21 protein-coding genes and 3 pseudogenes are annotated in these 20,887 nt (G+C 69.3%); 16 read left to right on the forward strand and 8 right to left on the reverse strand.

The annotated features are described in order from the left end of the window. Window positions 1–691: 691 nt before the first annotated feature. The 3 genes from ACWD1U_RS31280 to ACWD1U_RS31290 all read right to left on the reverse strand — a co-directional run bounded on the left by ACWD1U_RS31280 (window position 692) and on the right by ACWD1U_RS31290 (window position 2,035). A complete protein-coding gene (locus ACWD1U_RS31280; protein WP_451112603.1) occupies window positions 692–1,114 on the reverse strand; it encodes a DUF350 domain-containing protein in 423 nt (140 codons plus the stop codon). Between the two features lie 171 nt (window positions 1,115–1,285). Beyond that, window positions 1,286–1,459 (reverse strand): hypothetical protein, encoded by a 174-nt coding sequence (locus ACWD1U_RS31285; protein ID WP_451112604.1) that lies wholly within the window; start codon window positions 1,457–1,459, stop codon window positions 1,286–1,288. Between the two features lie 222 nt (window positions 1,460–1,681). Next, window positions 1,682–2,035, reverse strand: coding sequence for a YybH family protein (locus ACWD1U_RS31290; RefSeq protein ID WP_451112605.1), 354 nt, complete (start codon window positions 2,033–2,035; stop codon window positions 1,682–1,684). A 62-nt stretch (window positions 2,036–2,097) separates the two neighbouring features. On the opposite strand from ACWD1U_RS31290, the gene ACWD1U_RS31295 reads away from it, so the two are divergent. After that, window positions 2,098–3,072: a helix-turn-helix transcriptional regulator gene (locus ACWD1U_RS31295; protein ID WP_451112607.1), complete on the forward strand. Its 975-nt coding sequence runs from the start codon at window positions 2,098–2,100 to the stop codon at window positions 3,070–3,072. A 454-nt stretch (window positions 3,073–3,526) separates the two neighbouring features. Here the strand turns inward: ACWD1U_RS31295 and ACWD1U_RS31300 are convergent, their stop codons facing one another. Beyond that, complete coding sequence (locus ACWD1U_RS31300; protein ID WP_451112609.1) at window positions 3,527–4,090, reverse strand: dihydrofolate reductase family protein; 564 nt, start codon at window positions 4,088–4,090, stop codon at window positions 3,527–3,529. A gap of 993 nt (window positions 4,091–5,083) precedes the next feature. On the opposite strand from ACWD1U_RS31300, the gene ACWD1U_RS31305 reads away from it, so the two are divergent. The 8 genes from ACWD1U_RS31305 (at window position 5,084) to ACWD1U_RS31340 (ending at window position 12,628) form a co-directional block, all read left to right on the forward strand. Further along, window positions 5,084–6,739: an FAD-dependent oxidoreductase gene (locus ACWD1U_RS31305; protein ID WP_451112640.1), complete on the forward strand. Its 1,656-nt coding sequence runs from the start codon at window positions 5,084–5,086 to the stop codon at window positions 6,737–6,739. Between the two features lie 581 nt (window positions 6,740–7,320). After that, window positions 7,321–8,478 carry a SchA/CurD-like domain-containing protein gene (locus ACWD1U_RS31310; protein WP_451112611.1) on the forward strand — a complete coding sequence of 386 codons (1,158 nt, stop codon included), beginning with the start codon at window positions 7,321–7,323 and terminating at the stop codon, window positions 8,476–8,478. Between the two features lie 99 nt (window positions 8,479–8,577). Further along, entirely contained in the window at window positions 8,578–8,991 is a 414-nt protein-coding gene (locus ACWD1U_RS31315) for a cupin domain-containing protein (RefSeq protein ID WP_451112613.1), read from the forward strand. Then, a complete protein-coding gene (locus tag ACWD1U_RS31320) occupies window positions 8,988–10,256 on the forward strand; it encodes a beta-ketoacyl-[acyl-carrier-protein] synthase family protein (RefSeq protein WP_451112615.1) in 1,269 nt (422 codons plus the stop codon). Before ACWD1U_RS31315 ends, ACWD1U_RS31320 begins: the two co-directional genes overlap by 4 nt. Next, a complete protein-coding gene (locus tag ACWD1U_RS31325; RefSeq protein ID WP_451112617.1) occupies window positions 10,253–11,506 on the forward strand; it encodes a beta-ketoacyl synthase N-terminal-like domain-containing protein in 1,254 nt (417 codons plus the stop codon). Before ACWD1U_RS31320 ends, ACWD1U_RS31325 begins: the two co-directional genes overlap by 4 nt. Before the next feature lie 33 nt (window positions 11,507–11,539). Next, a complete protein-coding gene (locus ACWD1U_RS31330; protein WP_451112619.1) occupies window positions 11,540–11,794 on the forward strand; it encodes an acyl carrier protein in 255 nt (84 codons plus the stop codon). Between the two features lies 1 nt (window position 11,795). Beyond that, window positions 11,796–12,275 carry an SRPBCC family protein gene (locus tag ACWD1U_RS31335; protein WP_451112621.1) on the forward strand — a complete coding sequence of 160 codons (480 nt, stop codon included), beginning with the start codon at window positions 11,796–11,798 and terminating at the stop codon, window positions 12,273–12,275. Window positions 12,276–12,295: 20 nt separating this feature from the next. Then, window positions 12,296–12,628 (forward strand): TcmI family type II polyketide cyclase, encoded by a 333-nt coding sequence (locus ACWD1U_RS31340; protein ID WP_392357869.1) that lies wholly within the window; start codon window positions 12,296–12,298, stop codon window positions 12,626–12,628. A gap of 105 nt (window positions 12,629–12,733) precedes the next feature. On the opposite strand, the gene ACWD1U_RS31345 is transcribed toward ACWD1U_RS31340, so the two are convergent. Both ACWD1U_RS31345 and ACWD1U_RS31350 read right to left on the reverse strand, forming a co-directional pair. Continuing rightward, on the reverse strand, window positions 12,734–13,762 hold the full coding sequence (locus tag ACWD1U_RS31345; RefSeq protein WP_451112623.1) for a methyltransferase: 1,029 nt from the start codon (window positions 13,760–13,762) through the stop codon (window positions 12,734–12,736). A gap of 90 nt (window positions 13,763–13,852) precedes the next feature. After that, window positions 13,853–14,956 (reverse strand): right-handed parallel beta-helix repeat-containing protein, encoded by a 1,104-nt coding sequence (locus ACWD1U_RS31350; RefSeq protein ID WP_451112642.1) that lies wholly within the window; start codon window positions 14,954–14,956, stop codon window positions 13,853–13,855. A gap of 81 nt (window positions 14,957–15,037) precedes the next feature. On the opposite strand from ACWD1U_RS31350, the gene ACWD1U_RS31355 reads away from it, so the two are divergent. The 7 genes and pseudogenes from ACWD1U_RS31355 (at window position 15,038) to ACWD1U_RS31385 (ending at window position 19,678) form a co-directional block, all read left to right on the forward strand. After that, window positions 15,038–15,709, forward strand: a complete 672-nt coding sequence (locus ACWD1U_RS31355) for a hypothetical protein (protein WP_451112624.1) — start codon at window positions 15,038–15,040, stop codon at window positions 15,707–15,709. Then, window positions 15,706–16,269, forward strand: coding sequence for a DNA alkylation repair protein (locus tag ACWD1U_RS31360; protein WP_451112625.1), 564 nt, complete (start codon window positions 15,706–15,708; stop codon window positions 16,267–16,269). The genes ACWD1U_RS31355 and ACWD1U_RS31360 overlap by 4 nt, the downstream gene beginning before the upstream one ends. Further along, the gene (locus ACWD1U_RS31365; protein WP_451112626.1) at window positions 16,251–16,721 is read left to right on the forward strand and encodes a hypothetical protein; all 471 of its coding nucleotides are present in this window, start codon (window positions 16,251–16,253) and stop codon (window positions 16,719–16,721) included. Before ACWD1U_RS31360 ends, ACWD1U_RS31365 begins: the two co-directional genes overlap by 19 nt. 633 nt (window positions 16,722–17,354) lie before the next feature. Beyond that, window positions 17,355–17,645 (forward strand): hypothetical protein, encoded by a 291-nt coding sequence (locus tag ACWD1U_RS31370; RefSeq protein ID WP_451112627.1) that lies wholly within the window; start codon window positions 17,355–17,357, stop codon window positions 17,643–17,645. Between the two features lie 110 nt (window positions 17,646–17,755). Next, window positions 17,756–18,292, forward strand: coding sequence for a hypothetical protein (locus ACWD1U_RS31375; RefSeq protein ID WP_451112628.1), 537 nt, complete (start codon window positions 17,756–17,758; stop codon window positions 18,290–18,292). 202 nt (window positions 18,293–18,494) lie between these two features. After that, a pseudogene (locus ACWD1U_RS31380) lies at window positions 18,495–19,293 on the forward strand (helix-turn-helix domain-containing protein); the annotation flags it as partial. A 67-nt stretch (window positions 19,294–19,360) separates the two neighbouring features. Next, entirely contained in the window at window positions 19,361–19,678 is a 318-nt protein-coding gene (locus ACWD1U_RS31385) for a hypothetical protein (protein ID WP_451112629.1), read from the forward strand. A 22-nt stretch (window positions 19,679–19,700) separates the two neighbouring features. Here ACWD1U_RS31385 and ACWD1U_RS31390 read toward each other — a convergent pair. Together ACWD1U_RS31390 and ACWD1U_RS31395 are read right to left on the reverse strand one after the other, a co-directional pair. Next, window positions 19,701–20,572: pseudogene (locus ACWD1U_RS31390) on the reverse strand (IS5 family transposase). 83 nt (window positions 20,573–20,655) lie between these two features. Continuing rightward, window positions 20,656–20,887: pseudogene (locus ACWD1U_RS31395) on the reverse strand (hypothetical protein); the annotation flags it as partial.

Raw genomic sequence — 20,887 nt, forward strand, 5'->3', positions numbered from 1 at the left:
CCGGCCGGGACGTCCCCCTGGACGTGCCTCGCCGACCCGGAGGGCCACGAGTTCTGCGTCCTCGCTCCGCCTGACGCGGAGCCCCACTCTCGTTCACTTCTGTTCGGGCCGCCGCCCAGGGACGCCACAGCCCTCAAAGCCACGCCGTCCGCCGGGACTTCGACGAGTGCGGCAGCAGGTTCACCCGCGAGGTGGTCACCGGCTCCGCCGACCCCGTCGACCACGTCTTCAACGACGCCCGCTACAAACCCGCCAAGATGCCCGCCAGCGTCGCACTGCGCCAGGACACACTCTCGGCGTCGAACCGACAGCCGAGGCAGCCGGCCTCTGCGGTGAGCAGCTCGCCCGGATCCGGCGGACTTCCGTCAAGGAAGCGAACCGGCTGCTCGCGGACATCTACGGCGACCTGCTGGACATCAGCGCCGTCATCGAGCCGCGCGGCGCGACGGGCCGCCGACGTAGGGCACTCGTACCGGAACACCGCCCGCTCGGTTCCGGCGGCGCGCCCCGGCAGTGGCGACTCGGGTGGAGCCGACGCGGCAACGACGACAAGCGTGAGCTCCTGGACGTCCCGCACCGCACGGCCGGCGCTGAGCGGGACGCGCGGGCCAGTCCCCACGCTGAAGCCCCCTCCGTGGGGCAGGAACCCCGTATGGCGTGCGGTGACAAGTCCCCTCTCAGGGACAATGGTTCAGGCGATGGACGCCGAAACGAGTGCGGAGACAGCGAGGTTGCAGGACGCCGTCACCCAGACCGCGGGATGCGGCTCTGTCTCGACCAGCGTCGCACCCAGACGCCCCGGTGTGATCAGGTCCACCACCAGGAACGCCACGGCCATCATCACCAGCCCGAGCAGCCCGAACGCCGCGGTCGAGACCAGTCCCTTGCCGAAGTCCTCGTACGTCGTCCAGATGGACGTGAACACGATGCCACCGATACCGAGCAGTGCGGAGCTGAGCACCATGGCGGCGTTGCGATTGCGCTGCTCCCAGATCTGTCGGCCGAGCTTTCCAGGCGTCAGCACGTCGACCAGGACGATGCCGAGGACCAACAGGACCAGTCCCAGGCCGCCGTATGCTGTGGCCCGCCCGAGTCCGTTGACGATGTCGCTCATGGGGTTGCCGACTCCGAAGCGTAGAGATCGTGATTGATCGCGGTCAAAGACAGGCAGAATGTAGCGCACACGCTCCGCCCGCTGAGCGGCGCCCGGCCCTCCGTGGGGATCACCGGCACGAGGACGCAACCTGGTTGCTGCCGGGCACCGGCGTCGGCATCGAGGCCCGGTTCACCACCGGGCACTGCACCACGCGGCCGTTGCGTCGCGCAAGGTGTTGGTCGCGCAGGTCGTCACCGTCGCCGGAGCCGCCGCACGCGAGGCGGCCGGATGCTCGGCGAGCCGCTTCTGCCGGCCGTGGTTGCCGAGGCTGTCCACGAGGTCGGAGCCGGCGCCCACGCGCATGAGGCGCGGCACGGGAATCCCCCGGCCCTCGGCAGTCAGAGCGTCCGAATCACGGGCCCGCGGAGCCGCTTCACCGCCGCACCCAGTCGGCTCGGTGGCGCGTGGTGGGACGTCGCGTTCATGTCTGAGGCACTCGCCGCAAGCGGCGCGGCGCGCACACCGTCCGTCCGACGCGCCGCTGTGCGGCGGTGGGCTCGGTCACGCCGGCCCACCGCCACTTCGCTAAGGCGCGAGCGTCGGCTGGTCCGCGGCCCACAGCCACGCCCCGTCCGGCTGGCGACGGGCGATCTCGACGGTCACGTCGCCGTTGGTCTGCGTGGCCGCCGTCAGTGCCAGGTCGCCGGTCACCAACGCCGGGTGCTGCCTTCCCGGCGAGAGCACCGGGGCGGCCGCGACGAACTGCTCGAACACTTTGCGGATCTCGGCATGTCCCCTCGCGAGGTTGCCCGGTGGGAACGCCAGCACGGCGGTCGGCTCGTACAGCGCCACCAGCCCGTCGACATCGCCCGCGTTGGCGCGCTCGATGAAGTACCTGCCCAGGTCGTTCGGCTCAGTGGCCACTTCCTTGTTTGTCATGCCGAGAAGCCTCGCAACGAATACACGACATCCTGTGTCATGTATTCCTTTAGAGTTTCCGTATGCGCGCCGACAGGTTGGTATCGCTGGTACTGCTGCTGCGGCAGCACGGTCGGCTGTCCGCGACCGCGCTGGCGCGCGAGCTGGAGGTGTCCACCCGCACCGTGCTGCGCGACATCGAGGCACTGTCCGCAGCCGGCGTCCCGGTCTACGCCGAACGCGGCCGGCACGGCGGGTTCGCATTGCTGCCCGGTTTCCAGACCGAGCTCACCGGACTGAACCACGACGAGGCACTCGCTCTGCTGGTCGCCGGATCGCGGCGCGGCGCGCAGGCATTCGGACTCGGCTCGGCGCTCGCATCGGCCATGCTCAAGGTGGTTGACGCGTTGCCCGAAAGTCATCGGGCCACCGCGGCCGACGCGACTCAGCGATTGCTCATCGACCCGGAGACCGACCTCCTCGCGCGTCGGCTGGTTGCCGAGGAGGTGCCTGACACCATCGTGGCCGAGGTCCGGCGCGCGGTGTTCGCCGGACACAAGCTGCGCATCCACTACGCGGCCGTGGACCAGACCCCGAAGTGGCGCACAGTGGACCCGATCGGCCTGGTCACCGTGCGCGACCAGGGCTACTTGCTGGCCACGCGGTCCGGCGCGGACCGCACCTACCGGCTGTCCCGCATCCTGTCCGCCGAGGAGCTCGCCGAGGCGGCACAGCGGCCGGACCGGGTCGATCTGGACCGGGCCTGGCAGGAACGCAGCACACGGTTTCGGACCGGCGGCGACCAAGTCACCGTGCTGGTACGGATGAACGCGGCCCGGCGGGAAGATCTGGTGGGCAGCACACTGGCCGTCCTCGCGGAGGAAGCCGACGCAGACGGCCGGCTGCGGCTGGAGGTGACCTTCCAAGATTCGAGACACGCCGAGTGGGCGCTCTGGCATCTAGGCACGAACGCGGAAGCCCTGGCCCCGCAGTGGTTGCGCGACTCTCTGCGCAACCGCGCCGCCGAGATCGCCACCCGCTACGGAGGATCATCATGAGGAACTGGCGAGGCGGTGCCGACCGTCAACGCAGCTGCGGGCAGGCGAATCGTTCCCACAGCCTCCGGGAAACATCCGCTGCCGCCGACCTCGCTCTGGTACCGGCTCCGCCGTCTGGCGCCCCGGCAGCAGTACGCGATCCGACAGGACCCGCCCCATGGGAGCAAGTCCTTGCCACGATGCGCTTCGCCGGCCCAGGCAGCGGGAGAAGGGGCTGAGCAAGAAGCCGTCCGGCTGGGCCCTCAGACCGACGACGTGCCCGCCTCGCCGTAGCCGACCCCGCGCTGCCGGTCGGGAAACTGCAAAGGCGCGCTGCATCAAGCGAGTTGTGAGGGTCGTCCAACGCCTCGTCGGGGGTGGCCGGGTCCCGGTCAATGACCCGTCATCACCAGACGGTCGTCCGTCCAGATCGTGTTCCGGCTCGTGAGGTTCGAACAGCTTCTGTCAGGGCTTCTCAGCGTGCCACCTGGTAGCGGAGGTAGACGACTCTCGAGTTGAAGGTGCGGGTCTCGACGAGTTCGAGATCCACCCGGCGCTCGCGCTGGGGAAAGAACGGAATGCCACCGCCGACCAGTACCGGGTAGACCATGGCCCGGTACTCGTCGATCAGACCCGACGCGGCCGCCTCGGCGGCGAGGGTCGCGCCGCCGATCGCGATGTCGCCCTCCGCCGGCTCGGCCCGCAACCGCTCGATCTCCTGCGCCAGGCCGCCGGAGACCAGGCGGGCATTGCCCTGCACCGCCGACAGCGTGGTGGAGAACACCACCTTCGGGAGCGGCTTCCAGAGCGCGGCCCACTCGAGCATGGAGGCGTCGAGCGATGGATCCTGGTCGGCGGTCTCCCAGTACAGCATCGTCTCGTACAGCCGTCGTCCCAACAGGTGGACGCCGACCTGTCGGATCTCGTCGATCCAGAAGCGAAAGACCTCCTCGTCGGGCCCCGACCAGTCGAAGTTGCCGTCCGGCCCGACGATGTAGCCGTCAAGTGAGACGCTCATCGAATAGGTCAAGCTGCGCATCGGAAGTCCTCCTCGGCAAGGGACTCGACAGTACGACCGCCGGACACCGCAGGACCCCGCGCGGCTCGCGGGATCTCCTGGGCCAAGGCGGTTCCTTCCGGGCCTGGCCGCCGCGGCGCACCCCGGCGGCGTGCCGGGGAGTCCTGCACATCATGGAGTCGACGTTCACCGCCCACCAGCGCCCGCGCTTCGCACAGATCCGGGCTCGGCCGGCCGCAGGAGTCGCACTGCTCAGCCTGCCGGCTCGCCGCGTTCATCCGTTCGGGGGAGCGGGTGCAGGGCGGCGATCGCGCCCGAGCCGGCGCCGAACACGCGGGCGGGCTCACCGGGGCGACAGCAGTTCCCGTTTTCGGCCGCGTCGTCGGCGTGTTCGGTCACGCGCTGCTCGGCCTCGGGGTCGTCCGGTGCTTCGGGACATGCAGCGTGGGTAAGTAGGCCAGCGTCCTCTCACGCCGAGCCGTCGCGCCACCTGCGACATGGTCGCGGCCGCGACCGTCACCCGCTCCGCCGTCAGCCCTGGCCGCCCCATGCGCCCTCCACATATTCCTAGGGGTTCTAGGTGCAACCCGGAACCCCCGGGAATCGCAGAACGGGAGGCGCGGCCACGCAGTGAAGCGGTCGTGGATGGCGCCTCCGCGGGCTCCGCTGCCGCCGGATGTGACCTCGGGCTTCCGCACGATCACCGACTTCGAGAACGTTGACGTGCCGGGGGAGCACCCGGCAGGACCAACGATTCTCGTCAACGATCCGAGGCGGAGTGATCACAACTGCCGCCCGAACCCCTGCACGAGTGCTGTCACGGGACATCGGTGAGGCCACACGCGCGACGTCACTGACGCGGGACAGGTGCTCGCCGCCGTGCTGACCCGGGCACGTCGGCATCGCGCAGCAGGCGGGTGAAGCCTGAGCCGCTGTCACCTTCCCGGGGCATGCATGAGGATCTCCGCCGTATCCGGCTGGGTCGGCGGCATCGACGAGCTGGAGGCGAGAGTGATGAACGAACAAGCCGGACAGAGGGGCTCCCACACCATCAGCGTCCCGGTCCTCATCGTGGGCGGCTCCCTGGTCGGCCTGGCGACCTCCTTGTTCCTGGGACGGCTGGGAGTACCGCACGTGCTGGTGGAGCGCCACGCGGGCACCTCCATCCACCCGCGAGGCCGCGGCAACAACGTCCGCACGATGGAACTGTTCCGGGTGGCGGGCGTCGAGAAGGCGATCCAAGAGGCGGCCGCCACCCTTGCCGTCAACCGCGGCATCCTCCAGGCGCCCACCCTGGCCGGCGACGAGGGCGAGTGGCTGTTCAGGGACATCGACCCGGGCGGCGGATTGGCCCGCTTCAGCCCCAGCGCCTGGTGCCTGTGCAGCCAGAACGACCTTGAGCCGGTCCTGCTCGACCATGCCCGCCGGCACGGAGGCGACCTGCGTTTCTCCACCGAGCTGATGTCGTTCGACAGCGACCCCACCGGCGTGACGGCCGTGGTCAAAAGCCGCGAGACGGGCGAGCACACCACCATCCGCGCGGACTATCTCATCGCCGCAGACGGCCCGCGCAGTCCCGTGCGTGAGCAACTCGGCATCACGCAGAGCGGACCCGGCGACCTGTTTCACAACGTCAGCCTCACCTTCCGCTCCCGCCGTCTCGCCGACATCGTGGGTGACCGCCACTTCATCGTCTGCTACCTGACGAGCCCGGAGGCCGACGGCGCCCTGCTGCCGGTCGACAACCGCGAGAACTGGGTCTTCCACGCCCCGTGGCACCCCGAACACGGCCAATCCTTGGACGAATTCACGGACGAGCGGTGCGTCGAGCACATCCGCCGGGCGGTGGGGGTCGCCGATCTCGATGTGGAGATCACCGGCAGGGCGCCCTGGCACGCCGCTCAGCGGGTCGCCCGCAGCTATCGGTCGGGACGTGTGTTCCTGGCCGGTGACTCGGCTCATGAAATGTCCCCCACCGGCGCCTTCGGTTCCAACACCGGCATCCAGGACGCGCACAACCTGGCCTGGAAGCTGGCTGCAGTGCTCGACGGCTGGGCCGGGGAGCAATTGCTGGACACTTACGACGCCGAGCGCCGTCCCGTGGCCGAGGCCACCAGCGCGCGGGCCGCGGCCCGGTCGGCCGAGCACAGCCATCCCGGATTCGCCCCCCCGCCCGGAGCAGGCGGCGGTCCCCGGCAAGGCATCCTCAACGTGGCCCTCGGCTACCGCTACCCGCAGGGCGCCGTCGTCGGCGCCGATCCTGCGGCCCCGGTGGTGCCGGAGAGCCTCGACCTGACCGGCGGACCCGGCACCAGGGCGCCTCACCTGTGGGTGCGCCGCGGGGACGAACGGATCTCGACGCTCGACCTCTACGAGCGGTCCCTCGTGCTGCTCAGTGACGCCGCTGAGCCGAACGCATGGCACGAGGCCGCGATCCGCCTCGCCGACAAGCCGGCCCTCCCGCTCAAGTCGTACCGGGTGGGCACCGGAGCTCAGGCCGACCTGGTGCCGGAGGACGGCGCCGACTGGGCGGAGCGCCACGGTACGGGCCCTGGGGGCGCCGTGCTCGTCCGGCCCGACGGGTTCGTCGTATGGCGGTCGCCAGGCCCGGAGGCGGACGCCGAGGCGGTGCTGCGCCAGGTCTTGAGGACCGGGCTCGCAGTCGCCTGACTCCCTGCGGGCTTCGACCGTGTGAACGCCCCGAGGGGTGCTGAGGGGCGGGCTGCGGACGTATCGCGTCTCGGCCGGGCAGCCGACGGGGGGACGCCGGCTGCCCGGCAGAGACGCAAGGACCATCAGATGTGCTCTGAACATGCCCTGCCACCCCGGCGGCATCGGATCCCTTCGCCATCGGCGCCTCCGGCGCCGATGGCGAAGTCGCTCACACGGAGCACGAGGACTCCTCCACCAGCAGCGAGGAGGCCGGCGGGCGGAGGCAGCAAGGCGTGCCTCCGGGCCGGCAGTGGGGAGATCCCGCAGGGCCGGGTTTCTCGGCCGCCGGGCGGATGGCGACACCACCCTGGCGCAGATGCGCCCATCACCCGTGCGGGGGAGTGCGACCGGCAGGCCGAGGACAACGCGGATGGCCTGGTCGTCTTCGCTCATCTCGGCTGACCGCCTCCCGGCCGACCACTCACGTACTTCATCCGAGTCGCGCGATGTGCGGGGGCGGGCACAGGATCGAGGAACGCCGACGTCGCATCACTGCGGCCAACGTTCACTTTCCCCTCCGCGAAGGAGATGTGCGCAGGATGACCACCACGTCCGAACGGATGGCAGGTTCACGGGCGCGACAGGCGTCGCACCATGTCTCCCAGTCCGTGTTCGACGGTTCCCCGCTGCGAGTCGTCCTCCTGGTCGACGTCCACGACGGAGCCCAGCAGGAGTTCCTCGAAGCCTACGAACAGTTGTGCCACCAGGTCGCGTCCGTCCCTGGGCATGTCAGCGACCAGCTGTGCCAGTCGATCGAGAACCCCTCCCAGTGGCTCATCACCAGTGAGTGGGAGAGCGCCCCGCCGTTCCTCGCCTGGGTCAACAGCGAGGAGCACGTGCGGATGGTGGAGCCGCTGCACAGCTGTGTGCGCGACACCCGGTCGCTGCGCTTCCACATCGTCCGCGAGACCGGCGGCCCGGCGACGGGTGCCGACCAGGCGGGGCGCCGGCTCCAGACGGCGCCCAGGGTCGGTGACGGTGTGATCCGGCACGCGCTCACTTTCACCGTCAAGCCCGGCAGCGAGGAAATCGTCGCCAAGATCCTCGCCGACTACGCCTCCCCCGAGCCGAAGGTCGACGACACCACCCGGCTGTGCCGCACCTCGCTGTTCATGTACGGCAACCGGGTGGTGCGGGCCGTCGAGGTGCGGGGCGACCTGCTGGCCGCGCTGCGCCACGTCGCCCGGCAGCCCGAGGTACGGGCCGTCGAAGAGGCCATCAACCCCCATTTGGAGCAGGACCGGGACCTCAACGACCCCGAGTCCGCCCGGGTCTTCTTCACCAGGGCCGCGCTGCCGGCCGTCCACCATGTGACGGCGGGGCGGCAGGACCCGCAGGCCGAGCGGTACGCCCTGTACTACCCGGCGCGGCCGGAGAGCGGTATGAAGCTGGCCGAACTCCTGGCCCGTCAGGACGAGGCGGCGGCGGACGACCCGCGCAGCCCGGTCCTGCGCAGCACGATCTTCCAGCGCGACGACGTCGTCGTACGGCTGATCGACGTGCGCGGCGGACTCGAGGCCGCCGACCCCGCCCACGTTCTCGGGCTGTCCGACTCGGCGCAGGTGGCCGAGCTGACGACCCTCCTGGACGACGCCGCGGGCAGAAACGCGTCGCCGTCGAAGGACGGCAGCCTCGCGCGCTCCCTCGAACTGGCGCGCATGGATCTCGTCACCGACCGCCGGTCGCCCGACGCCTGATTCGTCATCCAGTGGGAGAGGCGGTGCCTGCCTCTCCCACCTTGGAGCAGCACATCATCGGAGGAACGCGTGATCACATCTCGTCCCAGAATCGTGAGTATGAGCGAGGTCGAGGCCAACTGCCGACGAGGCGGTGACCTGCGCGCCATGCTCACTCCCACCACGGTGGGCGCCACCAGTGGCTTCATGGGTGTGGCGCTCATCCAGCCCGGTGACCGGATCGGTGAGCACTACCACCCGTACTCCGAGGAGTTCGTGTACGTGATGTGCGGGCAGCTGGAGGTGGACCTGGATGGTGAGCCGCACCCGCTCGAGCCCGAGCAGGGGCTGCTGATTCCCATCAACGTGCGCCACCGCTTCCGCAACGTCGGCGACGTGGAGGCCCGGATGGTCTTCCACCTCGGCCCACTGGCCCCGAGCCCGCCGCTGGGCCACGTCGACACCGAGGAAACCGACGCCGAGTCCGCAGTGGTGGGGGCGGAGGCGGCCGAACGACGTCAGGTCCGGTCATGACGAGACGAGTGGCGGTCACCGGCATAGGCATCGTCGCTCCCGGCGGCATAGGCGTACCGGCGTTCTGGAGTCTCCTGGCAGCCGGGCGTACGGCGACACGGGCCATCACGTTCTTCGACCCCTCCGGCCTGCGTTCGCGGATCGCCGCTGAATGCGACTTCGACGCTGCGGCCCACGGCCTGGACACCCGCGACGTGGAACGATGCGACCGCTACATTCAGTTCGCCCTGGTCGCGGGGGACGAAGCGGTACGGGACGCCGGTCTCGACCTCGCCGCCGAGAACCCCTGGCGGGTAGGCGTCTCCCTGGGCACCGCCGTGGGCGGCACCACCCGCCTGGAGAAGGACTACGTCCTGGTCAGCCACCGCGGGCAGCGCTGGGACGTGGACCACCGGCAGGCGGGCCCGGACCTGCACCGCGCGTTCACGCCCAGCACGCTCGCCTCGACGGTGGCTGAGCGGTTCGGGGCGCGTGGTCCGGTGCAGACCGTCTCCACGGGCTGCACCTCCGGGCTCGACGCGGTGGGGTACGCCTTCCACACCGTGGAGGAGGGCCGGGCCGACGTCTGCATAGCCGGCGCCTCGGACTCGCCGATCTCCCCGATCACCATGGCCTGCTTCGACGCGATCAAGGCCACCTCCCCGAACAACGACGACCCGGCCCACGCCTCGCGTCCCTTCGACGCCGACCGCGACGGATTCGTCATGGGCGAGGGCGGCGCCGTACTCGTCCTCGAGGAGCTCGAGCACGCCAGGGCCCGTGGCGCCCGCGTGTACTGCGAGCTGGGCGGATACGCCACGTTCGGCAACGCCTACCACATGACCGGCCTGACCAGTGAGGGCCTGGAGATGGCCCGGGCCATCGAGGACGCCCTCGACCACGCACGGCTCGACCCCACCGCGATCGACTACGTCAACGCGCACGGGTCGGGTACCAAGCAGAACGACCGCCACGAAACCGCCGCGGTGAAACGGGTTCTGGGCCCTTACGCCTACGAGACCCCCATGAGTTCCATCAAGTCGATGGTGGGCCACTCCCTGGGCGCCATCGGAGCGATCGAACTCGTCGCCTGTGTGCTGGCCCTGACTCACCAGGTGGTCCCGCCGACCGCGAACTACGAGACACCCGATCCCGAGTGCGACCTGGACTATGTCCCGCGCGTGGCCCGCGAGCGCAAGCTCGCCAGCGTGCTCTCGGTGGGCAGCGGATTCGGCGGCTTCCAGTCCGCGGTGGTCATGAACCGGCCGAGGGAGAAGACACGATGAGCGAACCCCACGCTCGGCGCGCGGCCGTCACGGGAATCGGCGTGGTCGCGCCCAACGGAGCCAGTACCGAGACCTTCTGGAAGTCCACCAGGGAGGGCGTCAGCGTCCTGGACCGGGTGACCCGCGAGGGCTGTGAACACCTGCCGCTGCGCGTGGCGGGCCAGGTCCGCGACTTCGACCCGGCAGCCGCGATCGAGGAGCGCTTCCTGGTCCAGACCGACCGGTTCACGCACTTCGCGATGGCCGCGGCCGACCTCGCGCTGGACGACGCCCAGCTCCACCGGCCCGAGACCGACGGCGCGCCGTTCTCCGTGGGCGTGGTCACCGCGGCCGGTTCCGGCGGCGGCGAGTTCGGACAGCGCGAGCTCCAGCAGCTGTGGGGCAAGGGCAGTCGCTTCGTCGGCCCGTACCAGTCCATCGCCTGGTTCTACGCCGCCAGCACCGGCCAGATCTCCATCCGCCGCGGCTTCAAGGGTCCCTGCTCCGTCGTCGCCGCGGACGAGGCCGGCGGCCTGGACGCCCTCGCTCACGCGGCACGAGCCGTCCGGCGCGGCACCGATGTGATCGTGGCCGGGGCGACCGAGGCGCCGATCGCGCCCTACTCGGTGGTCTGCCAACTCGGCTACCCGGAACTCAGCACGGTCGACGACCCGACCCGCGCTTACCGCCCGTTCACCTCCGCGGCCTGCGGATTCGTGCCCGCAGAGGGCGGCGCCATGGTCGTGGTGGAGGCGGAGAACGCGGCCCGGGCACGGGGCGCGCGCGTGCGGGCCCACCTGGCCGGACACGCGGCGACCTTTACGGGAGCCTCCCGCTGGGAGGAGTCCAGGGAAGGGCTCGCCCAGGCCGTCCGGGGGGCCCTGGCGGAGGCCGACTGCGCCCCCGAAGAGATCGACGTGGTCTTCGCCGACGCCCTCGGCGTACCGCAGGCGGACCGCGCCGAGGCGCTGGCCATCGCCGATGCTCTCGGGGCCCATGGCACCCGTGTGCCCGTCACCGCGCCGAAGACCGGGATCGGCCGTGGCTACTGCGCGGCACCGCTGATGGACGCCGCGGCAGCGGTGCTCTCGATGGAGCACGGCCTTGTCCCGCCCACCCCCAATGTCTTCGACATCTGCCACGACCTCGACCTCGTGACCGGCCAGGCCCGTACCGCCGAGGTACGCACGGCGCTGCTGCTGAGCCGCGGACTCATGGGGTCGAACTCGGCGCTGGTGCTGCGGCACGGCGCCACCGACGCCTCGTCGTGAGGCCTCGCAGAAACAGGAGAGGAAGGGAATGCGATGAGTGACCGCATCACCGTGGAAGAGCTGGCCGAACTCATGAAGAAGTGTGCCGGTGCCACCGTCACCCCGGAGGAACTCCGTCAAGACGAGGCGCTCTTCGAGTCCATGGGCGTCGACTCACTGGGCCTGCTGGGTATCGTGGGCGAGCTGGAGAACCGGTACGGCACGCCGATGCCGACTGACGCCGAACGCTCCAAGTCACCCCGGCAGTTCCTCGACCTCGTCAACGGCGCCCTCATGGCAGGAGCCTGACATGGCTGGACACACGCAGAACGAGATCACCATCGCGGCACCCGTGGACCTGGTCTGGGAGGTGACCAACGACCTGGAGAACTGGCCACAGTTGTTCAGTGAGTACGCCTCCGTCGAGATCCTCTCCCGGGAGGGCGGCAAGACGACCTTCCGGCTGACGATGCACCCGGACGAGAACGGCACCGTGTGGAGCTGGGTCTCCGAGCGCGAGCCGGACCGCGACACGCTCACCGTCCGGGCCCGCCGGGTCGAGACGGGGCCCTTCGCCCACATGGACATCCACTGGCGGTACGAGGAGGTACCGGGCGGCACGCGGATGGTCTGGACGCAGGACTTCGCGATGAAGCCGGAGGCGCCGGTCGACGACGCGTGGATGACGGACAACATCAACCGGAACTCCAAGGTGCAGCTGGGCCTGATCCGGGACCACATCGAGAAGATCGCCTCGGAGCGCGGTGTGAGCCCCGCTCTGACCGACTGAGCCGGACGGAGAACAGCCCCATGCACCAAGCCCTGATCGTCGCCCGGATGGCCCCGGGATCGGCGCCCGACATCGCCAAGGTGTTCGAGGAGTCCGACCGTGGGGAGTTGCCGCGGCTCGTCGGCGTGACCCGGCGCAGCCTCTTCCAGTTCGGCGATGTGTACATGCACCTGATCGAGTCCGAGCGCGAGCCCGGGTCCGCCATCGCCGAGATCAGCGGGCATCCCGAGTTCCGGGACGTCAGCGAGCGGCTGGCCGCGTACGTCAGCGCGTACGACCCCGAGACCTGGCGTTCCCCGAAGGACGCCATGGCGCAGCGCTTCTACCTCTGGGAGCGCGAGCCGGCCGGCTGACTGCCGCCGACCATCACCGGTGGCCGGGCCCGCGACGCTGCGGGCCCGGCCACCGGTGGTCTGTGCGGGACAGGAGGGAGCCGGAGATACGGGAACCCGGCTTGATCAGCCGGGGACGTGGCAGTCGAACGCGTGCAGATAGGGGTTGACCGGACTGATGTCGTCGATGACCAGGCCCGCCTCGGTCAGCCGGGCCACCATGCTCTGGGTGGTGTGCTTCGCCCCGCCGACGTTGAGGAGCAGCAGCAGGTCCATCGCGGTGCTGAACCGCATCGAAGGTGAGTCGTCGACGAGGTTCTCGATGACCACGACCCGCGTCCCGGGGCCTCCGGCCTCGCGGACGTTGCGCAGCGTACGGGCGGTGCTCTCGTCGTCCCACTCGAGGACGTTCTTGATGACGTAGACGTCGGCCTTCACCGGGACGGCCGTCCGGACGTCGCCGGGCACCACGCGCGCACGGTCCGCGAGGTCGCCGCCCGCGCGCAGTCTCGGCAGAGCGTTCTCCACCACCCGGGGCAGGTCGAGCAGCGTCCCGTGCATGGTGGGGTACTTGTCCAGCAGGCTCGCCACCACGTGCCCCTGGCCGCCGCCGATGTCGGCGACCGACGCCTTCCCCGTGAGGTCGAGGAACTGTGCGACGTCGCGTGCCGACTGCACGCTGGAGGTGGTCATGGCGCGGTTGAAGACGTCGGCCGACTCCGGGGCGTCCTCGTTGAGGTAGGGGAAGAACTCCTTGCCGTACAGGTCCTCCACCACGTTGCGGCCGGTGCGCACCGCCTCGTCCAGCATCGGCCACACGTCCCAGGTCCAGGGCTCGGTGCACCACAGCGAGATGGCGCGCAGGCTGTCGGGGTCGTCCTCGCGCAGCAGCCGGGAGACGTCGGTGTGCGCGAACGTCCCGTCCGGGCGTTCGGCGAAGACGCCGTAGCAGGACAGGGTCCGCAGGAGCCGTCGCAGCGGGCGGGGTTCCGTCTTCACCGCGGCCGCGATGTCCTCCACGGCCATGGGGTTGTCACCGAGGGCGTCGGCGACGCCCAGCCGGGCTGCCGCCCGGAGGGCGGCAGCACATGCCGCCCCGAAAGCGAGTTCCCGCAGCCGCATGGACGGCGGAGGCGCAGGCTGAGTGGTCGTCATGTGCCGCCTTCCTACTTGGGTCACCTGAAGTACGAGGATCACTGGGCATTCGCGGAGTCATTCAGCTCCGCGAAGGGCAACGGCGGGCGGTCAGCACAGGCCGGCAGGCTTGGACGACCGGCACGAGTTGCCTTGGAACGTGTTGCCCATACCGGGGTCCGTGTTGACCAGGTCCGCCGGGGAGTTGCCCCGCAGCATGTTGCCGCTGATCCGGTTCCGCTCGCTGGGTGTGCCCACGAAACTCTTGAACACGACGATGCCGCCCGACAGCGGGGACCTGCCGACGTTGTCCTTGATCACGTTGTGGGTGATCAGATTCTCCTCGGCGCCCGTCAGGACGATGCCGGATCCCTGCAGGGCGTCCAGCCGGGCGGTCTTCGGACAGAACTTGTTATTGCGCTCGATGCGGTTCTCGCGCACGGTGACGAGGCCGGCCTTCGGCTTGTTCTCGTCGCCGACGACGAATACCGCCGCGCAGTTGCCCGTGAGGTGGTTGCCCGCGACCGTCAGGTTGCGCAGCCGGCGGACGGTGACGCCGATCCGGTTGCCCTCCAGCCGGTTGTGCTCCACCACCGTTCCCTCGGTGTCGACGGCACCTTGCTCCTGCGTCACCGTGTTGGCGAGGAACAGGCCCGCGTCGCCGTTGTCCCGGGCGGTGTTGGCGCGGAACACGCCACGGACCGAGTGCTCCGTGGCGATGCCCCACACGCCGTTCTTGACCGCGGTGACTCCCCGCACGGTCAGCCCGTCAGCCTCATTGGCATAGACGCCGGTCTTGCTGAAGCCGGTCACCGTCAGGGAAGCGATGGTGACGCCGTCGACGCTGTGGTCCTTGGTGCCCACCACGCAGATGCCGTTACCGGCCGCGGCGCAGCTGTTGGCCGCCTTCACGGCGCCCGGGCCGGCGTTCGGGGCGGTGGTGGCGGTGCTCGGGCCGGCCTCGGGCTTGAGCACCGTGCCACGGCCCATGCCACGCAGGGTGAGCCCGGGCGTGGTCACGTTGACGCTCTCGTGGTGGGTGCCGTGCCCCAGCAGAACGGTGTCGCCCGGTCGGGCGGTGTTCACCGCCTCCTGGATGGATTGCCCCGGTTTCACGAGATGGACCGTGTGGGCGGCGGTCGACGGAGCGGCGCCGAGGCCCGTGCCGAGCAGCGCCGCGATGCACGACAGAGGTGCGATATGGCATTTTTTCATATCGTGCAGGTTATGACACCAAAGGTCGCGAACCAGTGAGGTTGGGCCATCCGGCGGCGTGGCCCCCACGAGCCACCGACCATGCGCTGGTCGCCGACGTCCCGGCCCGCCCCGCACCTCGAATACGGCACCACCGCCCCCGACAAGGATCAGCGGGCCGCCGTCGCCCCCTACCGCGCCCACACCGCCTGGATGGCCGGGCACCAGCTCGAGGGCGCCCACCGCGACCGCTACCGTGGCGCCCAGCACGCCGACGACGCCCTCCAGCGCCTGCGCCACCACGCCCGCGTGACGGGTGACCATGCAGCTCCCTTCCGAGAACGCGCGCCCGTGCACCGTCCGGTGCGCAGGGCGCCAGGGGCGTTGCGGGGCTGCCAGCGGCCGGTGGCGGACAGGCGCCAACCTCGGCATCCGGATCCTCAGCGGCACAAACTGCAGCGCCAGGCCGTCAAGGCCGGGATCCTGCGGGAGGGCATAGCACGTTCGTCCCCGCCTTCCACGTGGAGCCGGCGATCCCCGCCGACCGGGACGCTCGCCTTCGTCCGCGACGTCTACCTGAGCCACCCCAAGAACTGGTACCTGTGGTGGGGCCTGGGCGGGCAGAACCCGACGGACCGCTCCAGGGACACCATCCAGGCCGTCGCCGACACGCAACAGGAGTACGCGTCCGTCATGCAGAGCAAGCCCCGGCTGGAGCGCGCACCGAAACCGGTGACCACCCAGCCGCCCGAACACACGATCGGCACCCCGTGATCAATGTTCCAGCCGTCGCCGGCGACCTGTCGAAGGCGCTTGCGGCCAGGGCCGACCCGGACTTCGCGGTGCGGATGCAGCGGTATTTCCCCCACGAGATCCGGGCCCTCGGGGTCGGCAACGCCGCGGTCGTCGAGATCGCCACCGGCTTCTTCCGCGACCGGCGCGACACTCCCGCGGCTACCCGGCTGCTCCTGGCGGAGGAGGTGCTGGCGCACGCCGAGTACCACGAGGAGGTGCTCCTGGGCTTCGCGGTCCTCCACAAGGTCGCCAGGACCGGCCTCGGCGACGAGTTGCTGGACCGCTGCGAGCACTGGCTGGAGACGTACGTGTCCAACTGGGCGCAGTGCGACGACGTGTGCCTGAAGCTGCTGTATCCGTTCTTCCTGGGGCACCTGGAGCTGATCCCGCGGACACGGCGCTGGGCCGAGTCCGCCTCCCCCTGGGCCAGGCGGGCCGCGAACGTGGCAGTCGTGAAGTTCGTCCGGCGCAAGGTGGGCCGTACGGTGTTGCGCCCGGTGTGCAGGTCTGCTCTCTCAAGGTGGATACGCCGCAGCTGATCGCGCCGGGAACCGCTTACAAGATCGTCCGTTTCCCCTTCGGCGTGGCGGAGCCGACTGACCGATTCGGAATGCACCAGGCCGTCCAGCCGGACGGCTACGTGGTGAGTGACTGGGCGACAGACGACCGTAGCGGCCTGATCTGGCCGTCCAAAGCCGGCTGGGGCCACCTGCACGCGATGATCCAGTGGGAGGCCGCCAGCGGCACGGGCGGCTACAGCGAGCTGCGCGACCAGTACGTACGTGACCCGCTGGGCCTGACGCCCAACCCCAACGACACCACGGCGACCGAGCACCGTACGCCGACGCCCGGCGGCCAGTACTACGTCAAGAACCACGGCGTCTTCGTCGACCCGGGCACCCCGGTTGCACTCCGTGTCACGCACAACGACGCCAACCCGCGTCTTTTGACCCTCGCCGAGTTCAAGCTCGTCATCCACCATGCCGCCTGACGAGCTCGTGCATCGTTGGTGACAGGAGGTCCGTCTCCCTGATTGTTGATCACGAGCGTGCGGTGGGGGACGCGACTGGGGTCCCTCTTCAAACCGATCTTGCCCAGAGCAGAAACGAGGCGGGTGTGACTGCTGCTTCTGGTCCGCCCGATGATCCAAGGGGAACCGCCCAGGCCGCCGCCGCACCGCCCGCAAGCCGTCATGCGCTCGCCATGAGCGAGAGCCCGGCGGCTGTGCGTTCCCCGCTTACGCCTTGAGCCAAGTGGCCCAGGTCGGCATGGCCTCAAGCATCACGGCCATCGCCTTCACCGACTCCGCGCGCGTCCTGTACTCACTGCCGCCGCGGCAGTTCGACGTCACGGTTTTGCGCTACTGTGCGGCTGCCCCAGCCGACGACATCGCCTGGTATCCGGGCGTGACGGCAGCCGCCGTAGCATCCCGGCGGCCCACCGCCGTGGCTCTGATCAAGCCGCTGTGCCAGATGGGGCGACATGGTGACGGTTCGGGGATTGCGGCGCGGCCGCTCGGTGGCCGTCACCCGTTCGTATGTCCTGGTGGGCGTTGCCGCCAGGCGGCGTGCAGGCTCAGAGATAGCTCTTGTCTGTCGACGGTGCCAGAACGAAAGGACTCTTTATGGCGGTCCGTGACAAAGTCCGCACTATTGGACACAGCGGTCTGGAGGTGCTTGACGTTGCCGTGTCCAGGCAGTGCACAGTCGAGATCAAGGAACCCCGCGATACCCTCACTCTCAGTCGGCGCCTGAATGGTGTGAAGCTGGATGTGGTGGACGACCCCAACTTCACGGGGCTCAAGTTCGGGCAGACCATTCCTTGGGGCAGCATCCGGGCTTCCGGGCCTGAAGGGCTGCGGATCTCCTACCGGGTGCGGACTGGGCGGGATGTGACGGGAGCCCCGGAGTTCTGAGTGAGCGTTTACTTCGCCTATCGAATGGTTCATGCCGATCCTCAGCGGCCCTGACGCCACGCGAGTGAGCATGTGCGGACCCAGCCCTTTTCCCGTACCGAGGGGATGCGATGCCTGACCGCGCTGACCATGTCCGCCCCGAGGGCGTTGCGCCAAGGGAGATCTTGCGGCGACTGCCGTCGGAGCAGTGGCTGTTCAGCGGCATCTACGGACTGGTGCTGGCCAGCGCCATGGTGGCCGCGCTGGACGCGACGGGTGGGAAGACCGACCCTGGTGTGTACGCGTTGTGGGTACTGATCACCGCGCTGGCGTCCAGTGCCGCCCATGGGTACGCGCACGTGATCGCTCAGCGTGCGTCCGTCCACAAGGCAGCCACCACGAGCAGACTGCGGTCGGTGCTCGCCGAGTGGCCACTGGTCGCCGCCGTGCTGCCCACGGCGGGGATACTTCTTGCGGCGGCAGCCGGGTGGTGGGCAGAGACCACGGCTGTAGAGGCGGCCCTGCTGTTCAACACCGTCGCCTTGTTCGGCTTGGGCGCCTCGGCCGCTCGCACCGCTGGGCACGGATGGCCGTCCTCGTGCCGGGCAGGGGGCCTCGATATGCTGATCGGCCTAGTGATCATTATGGCGAATGCCCTGATCCATTAGCTCCCGTCGGGTGCCATCTCGGGGACAAGGGTCGCGATTGCTTGTCCATGACGCCCTTCCTGTCCTGCCGCTGGGCGACGTCCCCAACCTGCGTCGCTTCGTCCTCAGCCGGACCCCGAGCGGTCGGACACGCTGAGGACGCTTCTTTAGTAGTTGCGTGACTTCTGCTGCTGGTGCGTCAGGTCCTCGTCGGGGCCCGAAGCTGGAACCGTTGCTGCTGTCTGATGACGAGCGGGCGGTGTAGGAGCGGTGGATGCGACGGGCGTCGTCGGCCCAGGCGCTGGTCCTGCGCGTGCGGATCGTGCTGGCGTGTGCAGGGTCGGTGGTGCTGCCGATCGTCGAGGTCACCCGCGAGTTGCGGGTGGCTGCCGACACCGTCCGCAAGTGGCGGCGCCGGTTCCTGGCGGAGCGGCTCGACGGCCTGGTCGACGAGCCCTGGCCGGGCCGACCGCCCACCGTCAGCGTTGATCAGGTGGAAGCGGTCGTGGCCACGACGCTGGAGGAGATCCCGAAGAACGCCACCCACTGGTCGCGTAAGTTGATGGCGAGCACAGTGCCCTGTCGAAGTCCACCGTCGGCCGGATCTGGCGGAAGTTCCAGCTCAAGCCGCATCTGACAGCCACCTTCAAGCTCGGCAGCGGGCAGCGGAGTTCAAGAAGTTCCTGCTCAGGATCGGGAGGTGCCAGCACATCTCCAGATACACCTGATCTGCGACAACTACGGCACCCACAAGACTCCCGCGATCAAGGCGCGGTTGGCCAAACTCCCGCGGTCCCAAACGCACTTCACTCCGACCGGCTCCTCCTGGATCAACCAGGTCGAGCGGTGGTTCGGGTTCCTGGCCGACCAGATGATCCGCCGGGGTGCACACAAGAACGTCCGGGGCCCTGGAAGCCGACACCCGCAAGTGGGTCAAGGACTGGAACGAAGACCCCAAGCTATTCATCCGGACCAAGTCAGCCGAGGAAATCCTGGACTCCCTGGCCCGCTTCTGCCGACGGATCTCTGGCGCAGGACAGCACGGCCTGTTGCGAAAGTGCTGGTCGCACAGGTTGCTAGGGTCCAGGCATGACACGCCTGAAGATCGAGATATCCGTCCCCGAGAGTCATGCGGAGGCTGTGATCGAGGCTCTCCACATGGCCGGTGCAGGACGAGTGGGCGAGTACGCACGGTGTTCCAGCATCTGGAAGGTGACCGGAAACTGGCAGGCCTTACCTGGCGCGCAGCCCTACGACGGCGAGGTGGGAGTCGTACAGCACAGCGAAGAGTGCCGGATCGAATCGGTCTGTGACGCGGCTCAGGCCAGCGCCGTCCAGCAGGCTGTTCGCGATGCCCATCCCTACGAGCAAGCGGTCATCCACTTCCTGCCGCTGTACGAGCCGTAAGCAACGTCGGCGGGTGTGCCCATCACAGCCATTCGTTGATGGCTGCTACCAGCACGGTTGCTTCGAAGCGGACGGCGAGTTCGTCGTACCTGGTGGCGACGGCGCGGTGCTGCTTGAGGTGGTTGATGCCGCACTCGACGGCGTGCCGCTGCTTGTAGTCGTCCCTGTCGAACTTCGGTGGCCGTCCGCCACGCGATCCGCGGAGCCGGTAGCGGACCCGGTCCGCAGGCACCGGAAACGTGGCCTTGATCCCGCGTCTGCGCAGGTAGGTGCGGTTGCTGCGGGAGTCGTACGCCTTGTCGGCCCGGACCCGGTCCGGCCGCTTGCGTGGCTGGCCGAGCCCCAACCGCGGCACCCGGATAGCTTCAGGACCGGCTCGAACTGCGGCGAATCCCCTCGTTGCCCAGCTGTGATCACCACCGACAGCGGCTTCTGCCCATGCTCGACCGCGAGGTGGATCTTGCTGGTCAGCCCGCCGCGGGACCGGCCGAGTCCGTGGTCAGCCGGTTCGACGGAGACACCGCCGGGCGGTTTTCCTTCTGGAGGTCCCCTCTTTCGCCGCCCCGGCCGCGTGCTGGTGGGCCCGGCAGACGGTGGAGTCGACGTTCACGTCCCAGGTGATCAGGCCTTTCGCGTCCGCCTCGACCTGGAGTCGGGTGAAAATCCTTGCCCAGGTTCCGTCTCGCTGCCAGCGCCGGAACAGGTCGTAGACCCGGTCCCCCGGCCCGTAACGCTAGGCACGTCCCGCCAAGGGGGTCCGGTCCGGGTCCGCCACCGTATGCCGTCTATAAGCTGCCGCCGCGTCCACACCTGCGGTCGGCCCGGCTTGACGCCCTGCGGCAGCAGCGGCTCCAGCCTGGCCCATTGGCCGTTCGTCAGATCCCCACGTCCCACAGGGCGTGATCATCAACGAACAAGATCCACTTTCGCAACAGGCCCTAGTACTGCAACGGTGTTTGCTGTGACTGATGGCCAGGTCAGGGGCTGTGGCCGCGCCGTTTGTAGTGGCTGATGCGGGCCTGGTGTTGTCGATGTCGGCGCCCGGTCGACCAGTGCAGGATGTGCTCGACGGGTGTGGGATGACGGTTGGTGAGGCGGGTGATCAGCCGTCGTATCTCGGCGAGGCTGAGGTGGATGAGCTGGGAGGATCCGTTTCTGCTTTCCCGGCATCCAGCTCGCGGGCTCGCAGGACGGCCAGGCAGGCGTGGG

The organism is Streptomyces sp. NPDC002788, assembly GCF_053592115.1.

Excerpts from the sequence above, each read along its gene's own strand:
- ACWD1U_RS31280 (WP_451112603.1), bottom strand. The coding sequence starts at position 1,114 with ATGAGCGACATCGTCAACGGACTCGGGCGGGCCACAGCATACGGCGGC.
- ACWD1U_RS31285 (WP_451112604.1), bottom strand. The coding sequence starts at position 1,459 with ATGCGCGTGGGCGCCGGCTCCGACCTCGTGGACAGCCTCGGCAACCAC.
- ACWD1U_RS31290 (WP_451112605.1), bottom strand. The coding sequence starts at position 2,035 with ATGACAAACAAGGAAGTGGCCACTGAGCCGAACGACCTGGGCAGGTAC.
- ACWD1U_RS31295 (WP_451112607.1), top strand. The coding sequence starts at position 2,098 with ATGCGCGCCGACAGGTTGGTATCGCTGGTACTGCTGCTGCGGCAGCAC.
- ACWD1U_RS31300 (WP_451112609.1), bottom strand. The coding sequence starts at position 4,090 with ATGCGCAGCTTGACCTATTCGATGAGCGTCTCACTTGACGGCTACATC.
- ACWD1U_RS31305 (WP_451112640.1), top strand. The coding sequence starts at position 5,084 with ATGAACGAACAAGCCGGACAGAGGGGCTCCCACACCATCAGCGTCCCG.
- ACWD1U_RS31310 (WP_451112611.1), top strand. The coding sequence starts at position 7,321 with ATGACCACCACGTCCGAACGGATGGCAGGTTCACGGGCGCGACAGGCG.
- ACWD1U_RS31315 (WP_451112613.1), top strand. The coding sequence starts at position 8,578 with ATGAGCGAGGTCGAGGCCAACTGCCGACGAGGCGGTGACCTGCGCGCC.
- ACWD1U_RS31320 (WP_451112615.1), top strand. The coding sequence starts at position 8,988 with ATGACGAGACGAGTGGCGGTCACCGGCATAGGCATCGTCGCTCCCGGC.
- ACWD1U_RS31325 (WP_451112617.1), top strand. The coding sequence starts at position 10,253 with ATGAGCGAACCCCACGCTCGGCGCGCGGCCGTCACGGGAATCGGCGTG.
- ACWD1U_RS31330 (WP_451112619.1), top strand. The coding sequence starts at position 11,540 with ATGAGTGACCGCATCACCGTGGAAGAGCTGGCCGAACTCATGAAGAAG.
- ACWD1U_RS31335 (WP_451112621.1), top strand. The coding sequence starts at position 11,796 with ATGGCTGGACACACGCAGAACGAGATCACCATCGCGGCACCCGTGGAC.
- ACWD1U_RS31340 (WP_392357869.1), top strand. The coding sequence starts at position 12,296 with ATGCACCAAGCCCTGATCGTCGCCCGGATGGCCCCGGGATCGGCGCCC.
- ACWD1U_RS31345 (WP_451112623.1), bottom strand. The coding sequence starts at position 13,762 with ATGACGACCACTCAGCCTGCGCCTCCGCCGTCCATGCGGCTGCGGGAA.
- ACWD1U_RS31350 (WP_451112642.1), bottom strand. The coding sequence starts at position 14,956 with ATGAAAAAATGCCATATCGCACCTCTGTCGTGCATCGCGGCGCTGCTC.
- ACWD1U_RS31355 (WP_451112624.1), top strand. The coding sequence starts at position 15,038 with ATGCGCTGGTCGCCGACGTCCCGGCCCGCCCCGCACCTCGAATACGGC.
- ACWD1U_RS31370 (WP_451112627.1), top strand. The coding sequence starts at position 17,355 with ATGGCGGTCCGTGACAAAGTCCGCACTATTGGACACAGCGGTCTGGAG.
- ACWD1U_RS31375 (WP_451112628.1), top strand. The coding sequence starts at position 17,756 with ATGCCTGACCGCGCTGACCATGTCCGCCCCGAGGGCGTTGCGCCAAGG.
- ACWD1U_RS31385 (WP_451112629.1), top strand. The coding sequence starts at position 19,361 with ATGACACGCCTGAAGATCGAGATATCCGTCCCCGAGAGTCATGCGGAG.